Origin of the sequence: Cellulomonas septica (assembly GCF_012396155.1) — a bacterium.
GTDB lineage: Bacteria > Actinomycetota > Actinomycetes > Actinomycetales > Cellulomonadaceae > Cellulomonas > Cellulomonas septica.
The window spans coordinates 1-5,196 of sequence record NZ_JAAXOY010000210.1; the positions used below are offsets into that span (position 1 = coordinate 1).

Genomic DNA, 5,196 nt, shown 5'->3' on the forward strand with positions numbered 1-5,196 from the left:
GATCGGCGTCGCACCGTTCGCGCTGGGTGCGCTCGCGGACGTCGTCGGCGCGCACACCGCGTTCGTCGTCGTGCCGGTGATCGCCGTGGTGGGTGCCGTCGCGAGCTGGGTCGGGGGCGCGGCGCTACGGCGCGAGGCGTCCGCCGGGGCGTCGGTGGACGCTCGGGTCGCCGAGGTTCGATAACGTTATCGAACCGGGCGGGCCCGCCCCGGTCGACGACGACCACGAGGACACGCGCAACCCCATGACCGACCTCTCGCACGCCCCCGTCACGACCACCACCACGACCGCCGGGGGTGCCGACCCCACGCTCGCGCACCGCACCGCCGACGTCCGCCTCCTGCTGCGCGGACCCGACGGTGCACCGCTGCCCGGCACGGACGTCGTCGTCGAGCAGACCAGGCACGCCTTCGGCTTCGGCTGCATCGGCTTCGACCTCATCGGGCTCGCGAACGGCGAGACGGCCGACGCGCCGTCCGCGTTCGGCGGTGCGAGCACCGGGTCCGCGCCCGCGCTCGCCGACCTCTGGTTCGACGTCTTCAACACCGTGACGCTGCCCTTCTACTGGGGGCAGTTCGAGCGCGAGCGCGGCCGTCCCGACACCGATCGCCTGCTGCGGGCCGCCCGCTGGTTCGCCGAGCGTGGCGCGCACGTCAAGGGACACCCGCTCGCCTGGCACACCGTCGCGCCGTCCTGGCTGCGCGACCTCACCGTCGACGAGGTCGAGACGGCCGTCCGCGACCGCATCACACGCGACGTCACCGCGTTCGCGGGCGTCGTGGACACGTGGGACGCCATCAACGAGGTCGTCATCATGCCGGTCTTCGACAAGGAGCCGAACGGGCTCACGCGTCTCGCCTGGGACCGCGGCCGCATCCCGACGATCCGCCTCGCGTTCGAGACCGCGCGTGCCGCCAATCCGGGCGCGACGCTGCTGCTCAACGACTTCGACATGTCCACCGCGTACGAGTGCCTGGTCGAGGGCGTGCTCGAGGCCGGCATCCAGGTCGACGCGCTCGGCCTGCAGTCCCACATGCACCAGGGCTACTGGGGTGAGGAGAAGACGCTGCGCATCCTCGACCGCTTCGCGCGGTTCGGCCTGCCGCTGCACCTCACCGAGACGACGCTCGTGTCGGGTGAGCTCATGCCCGCGCACATCGACGACCTCAACGACCACCAGGTCGACGCGTGGCCGTCGACGCCTGAGGGCGAGGCGCGGCAGGCCGACGAGCTCGAGCGGCACTACCGCACCCTCCTGGCGCACCCCGCGGTCGCCTCGACGACCTACTGGGGGATCGCCGACGAGGGCGCGTGGCTCGGCGCACCCGCCGGGCTCGTGCGCCGCGACGGCACGCCCAAGCCGGCGTACGACGCGCTGCGGCGGCTCGTGCGCGAGGAGTGGTGGCTCGCGCCGACCACGGTGCGGACCGACGACGACGGGACCGTGCCGGTGCGCGGGTTCCTGGGCGACTACACCGTGTCGGTCGACGGTCGTGCGGTGCCGTTCGTGCTCGACGGCAGCGCCGCCGGGCCGGTCGAGGTGCGTCTGCCCGCCTGACCGCTCCTCGTGCCGGAGGCATGGCGCGCGGCTGGGAGGATGGGCGCGTGCCACGCCCGGACCTGCAGCCCGTGACCGACCCGTCCGACCCGCGGCTCGCCGACTACGTCTCGCTGACGGACGTCGCGCTGCGCTCCCGGCACGAGCCCGAGAAGGGCCTCTACATCGCCGAGTCGTCGACCGTGCTCGGACGCGCGCTGCGCGCCGGGCACCGGCCGCGGTCCGTGCTGCTCGCGCCGCGGTGGGTCCCCGACCTCGAGCGCATGCTCGCCGACCTCCCCGACGACGGCACCACGGTGCCGGTCTACGTCGCCGACGAGCCCGTGCTCGAGGCGATCACCGGCTTCCACGTGCACCGCGGCGCGCTCGCGGCGATGCACCGCCCGCCGCTCGCGCGCGTCGCCGACGTGCTCGCAGGTGCGCGCGACGGTGCCGGGGCGCGTCGCGTCGCGGTGCTCGAGGACGTCGTCGACCACACCAACGTCGGTGCCGCCTTCCGCTCCGCGGCGGCGCTCGGCGTGGACGCCGTGCTCGTCACGCCGCGCTGCGCCGACCCGCTCTACCGCCGCTCCGTGCGCGTGTCGATGGGGACCGTCTTCCAGGTGCCGTGGACGCGCATCGACCCCTGGCCCGACGGCATCGACGAGCTGCGCGCGCACGGTTTCGTGACCGCGTCGCTCGCGCTCGCCGACGACGCGCTCACGCTCGACGAGCTCGTCGCCGACCCGCCCGAGCGGCTCGCGCTCGTCCTCGGCGCCGAGGGGCACGGCCTCAAGCCCGCCACCGTCGCCGCGTCGGACCTCGTCGTGCGCATCCCGATGGCCGGGGGCGTGGACTCGCTGAACGTCGCCGCCGCCGCGGCCGTGGCGTTCTGGGCGACGCGCGCCTGACCCGGTGTCGATCGACGGACCGTCCGCGCGTCACGTGTGACGAGACGCACACGCGGCCGCTCGGGCGAATCGGGGTGCGCGATGTCGGTGGCGTGCGGCAGGCTCGGAGGCTGACGCCGGCGTCTGCGGTCCTCGCTGTGCTCGCGTGCGCCGCAGGAGCACGGGTGCGACGAGGACGGAGGTAGGACGTGGCCGCATGGGGCCCCGGGGCGTTCGACGCCCACCCCGCCCTCGACTTCCTCGAACGCCTGACGTTCCAGCACGCCGACGTCGACGCGACCCTCGACGTCGTGCCCGGGTCCGTCGACGTCGACGCGGTCGCCGACCGCCTGCGCCACGAGCTGCGCTCCGCCGCCGACGGCTTCCGGTTCGCGTGCTACGCCTTCCCGCAGTCCACGTACGCCACCGCCGGCCTCGTCGCCGCGGTGCTCACCGGCGCCCACCGCAAGCCGCCGTCGCGACGACGCCGCGGCGGGCGTGGCCCAGATGTCCGGGCAGGACGAGCGGCAGTTCGCGCGCGCCGTCGTCAACCGGGTGCTCGACGCCTACGCGCGGGCGGAGATCGCCGCCGGTCGCACGCCGCCGTCGCCGGTCGAGGAGAGCGAGCTCGCGTCCGGGATCCACGCCGCGCTGTACGGCGTCGGCCGGCTCCAGCCGCTCCTCGACGACCGGGACGTCGAGAACGTCGACATCAACGGGTGCGACAACGTCTTCGTGCAGTACGCGGACGGCCGTGAGGCGCGCATGCCGCCCGTCGCGGAGTCCGACGACGAGCTCGTCGAGCTCATCCAGATCCTCGGCGCGTACTCGGGCCTGTCGAGCCGCCCGTTCGACTCGGCGAACCCGCAGCTCGACATCCGCCTGCCCGACGGCAGCCGCATGTCGGCCGTCATGGACGTGTGCGCGCGCCCCTCGATCTCGATCCGGCGGGCGCGCCTGTCCCGCGTGCACCTCGACGACCTCGTGCGGCTCGGCTCGGTGACCCACGAGGTCGCGGCGTTCCTGTCGGCGGCGGTCGCGGCGCGCAAGAACATCATGATCGCGGGCGCGACGAACGCCGGGAAGACGACCATGCTCCGGGCGCTGGCCAACGAGATCCGCCCGCACGAGCGGCTCATCACCGTCGAGCGCGCGCTCGAGCTGGGCCTCGGGGAGTTCTCCGACCTGCACCCGAACGTCGTCGCGTTCGAGGAGCGGCTGCCGAACTCCGAGGGCAACGGCGCGATCAGCATGGCGGAGCTCGTGCGCCGCAGCCTGCGCATGAACCCCAGCCGGGTCATCGTCGGCGAGGTGCTGGGCGACGAGATCGTCACGATGCTCAACGCGATGAGCCAGGGCAACGACGGGTCGCTGTCCACGATCCACGCGAACTCGTCGATCGAGGTGTTCAACCGCATCTCGACCTATGCGATCCAGTCGCAGGAGCGGCTGCCCGTCGAGGCGACGATGATGCTCATCGCGGGTGCGATCGACTTCGTGGTGTTCGTGCAGAAGCAGAACGACTACCTGCACGGCGGGCGTCTGCGCCGCTTCGTCGCGAGCATCCGCGAGGTCAACGGCATCGACGGCCGCGTGCTGTCGAGCGAGGTGTTCGCACCCGGGCCCGACGGCGTCGCCGTGGCGTCCGCGCCCATCGCGTGCCTCGACGAGCTCGTCGCCGTGGGCTACACGCCCGGCTACGCGATGCGGGGGCTGTGATGGCGCCGTCCACCGTCTTCGTCGTCCTCGCGGGTGCCGTCGTCGGCCTCGGGATCGCGCTGCTCGTCGAGTCGCTGCGACCGCGCACGCGGAACGCGGGGGTCGTGCACGGCGGGCCGTCGCTCGTCGACCGGCTCGGACGCCGCGCGCTCCTCGCCGCCGTCGCGGCCGTGGTGGTCCTCGTCGTGACGCGGTGGCCGGTGGCCGCCGTCGCCGCCGCGGCGCTCGTGCTGTCCTGGACGTCGCTCTTCGGCGGGGCGAAGGCGGAGAAGCAGGCGATGGCCCGCCTCGAGGGCCTCGCGTCGTGGGCCGAGTCGCTGCGCGACACGATCGCCGGTGCGGTCGGCCTCGAGCAGGCGATCCCCGCGACCGTCTACGCGGCGTCGCCGACGATCCAGCCCCAGCTCCGCATGCTCGTCGACCGGCTGCGTGTCCGGGTGCCGCTCAGCACCGCGCTCCAGCGGTTCGCCGACGACCTGGACGACCCGAGCGCGGACCTCGTCGTCGCAGCGCTGATCCTCAACTCGCGCCTGCGCGGCCCGGGTCTGCGGCAGGTGCTCACGTCGGTCTCGGAGTCCGCGCGCGCCGAGCTCGACATGCGCCAGCGGGTGTCGGCGGGCCGCTCCTCGACCCGCAGGTCCGCGCAGATCGTCATGGGCTTCTCGATGATCATGATCTTCGGCCTGGCGATCCTGAACCCGACGTACGTCGCGCCGTACGGCTCCCCGACCGGGCAGGCGGTGCTGGTGGTCGTCATCGCGCTCTTCGCCGCCGGGTTCTGGTGGATGAAGCGCCTCTCGGGCGTCGACGTCCCGGCCCGCTTCCTCGTCGCGACGCCCGACCGGCACGGGCAGCCGCAGGTCGACGCCAAGGTACCGGTGGGGGGTGCGTCATGACGCTCGTGCTCCTCGCGGGGGCGGTCGTCGGCCTCGGCGTGCTCCTGCTCGTCGTCGTCCTCGCACCCCCGCCGACGCACGCGGGCAGCGCCCTGGCCCGGCTCGACGAGGAACGCCGCCAGAGCCGCGCGTACGCGCGCGCGGTCGGCGTCG

4 protein-coding genes and 1 pseudogene are annotated in these 5,196 nt (G+C 73.8%); all 5 read left to right on the top strand.

Annotation, left to right across the window (positions count from 1 at the left end):
• Positions 1-184, top strand: a pseudogene (locus tag HGA02_RS09630) (hypothetical protein); the annotation flags it as partial.
• A 61-nt stretch (positions 185-245) separates the two neighbouring features.
• A complete protein-coding gene (locus HGA02_RS09635; RefSeq protein ID WP_168678827.1) occupies positions 246-1,559 on the top strand; it encodes an endo-1,4-beta-xylanase in 1,314 nt (437 codons plus the stop codon).
• A gap of 20 nt (positions 1,560-1,579) precedes the next feature.
• Complete coding sequence (locus HGA02_RS09640) at positions 1,580-2,449, top strand: TrmH family RNA methyltransferase (protein ID WP_168678828.1); 870 nt, start codon at positions 1,580-1,582, stop codon at positions 2,447-2,449.
• A 486-nt stretch (positions 2,450-2,935) separates the two neighbouring features.
• Entirely contained in the window at positions 2,936-4,147 is a 1,212-nt protein-coding gene (locus tag HGA02_RS09645) for a TadA family conjugal transfer-associated ATPase (RefSeq protein ID WP_168678829.1), read from the top strand.
• Positions 4,147-5,043 carry a type II secretion system F family protein gene (locus HGA02_RS09650; protein ID WP_210728387.1) on the top strand — a complete coding sequence of 299 codons (897 nt, stop codon included), beginning with the start codon at positions 4,147-4,149 and terminating at the stop codon, positions 5,041-5,043. The genes HGA02_RS09645 and HGA02_RS09650 overlap by 1 nt, the downstream gene beginning before the upstream one ends.
• Positions 5,044-5,196 lie beyond the last annotated feature (153 nt).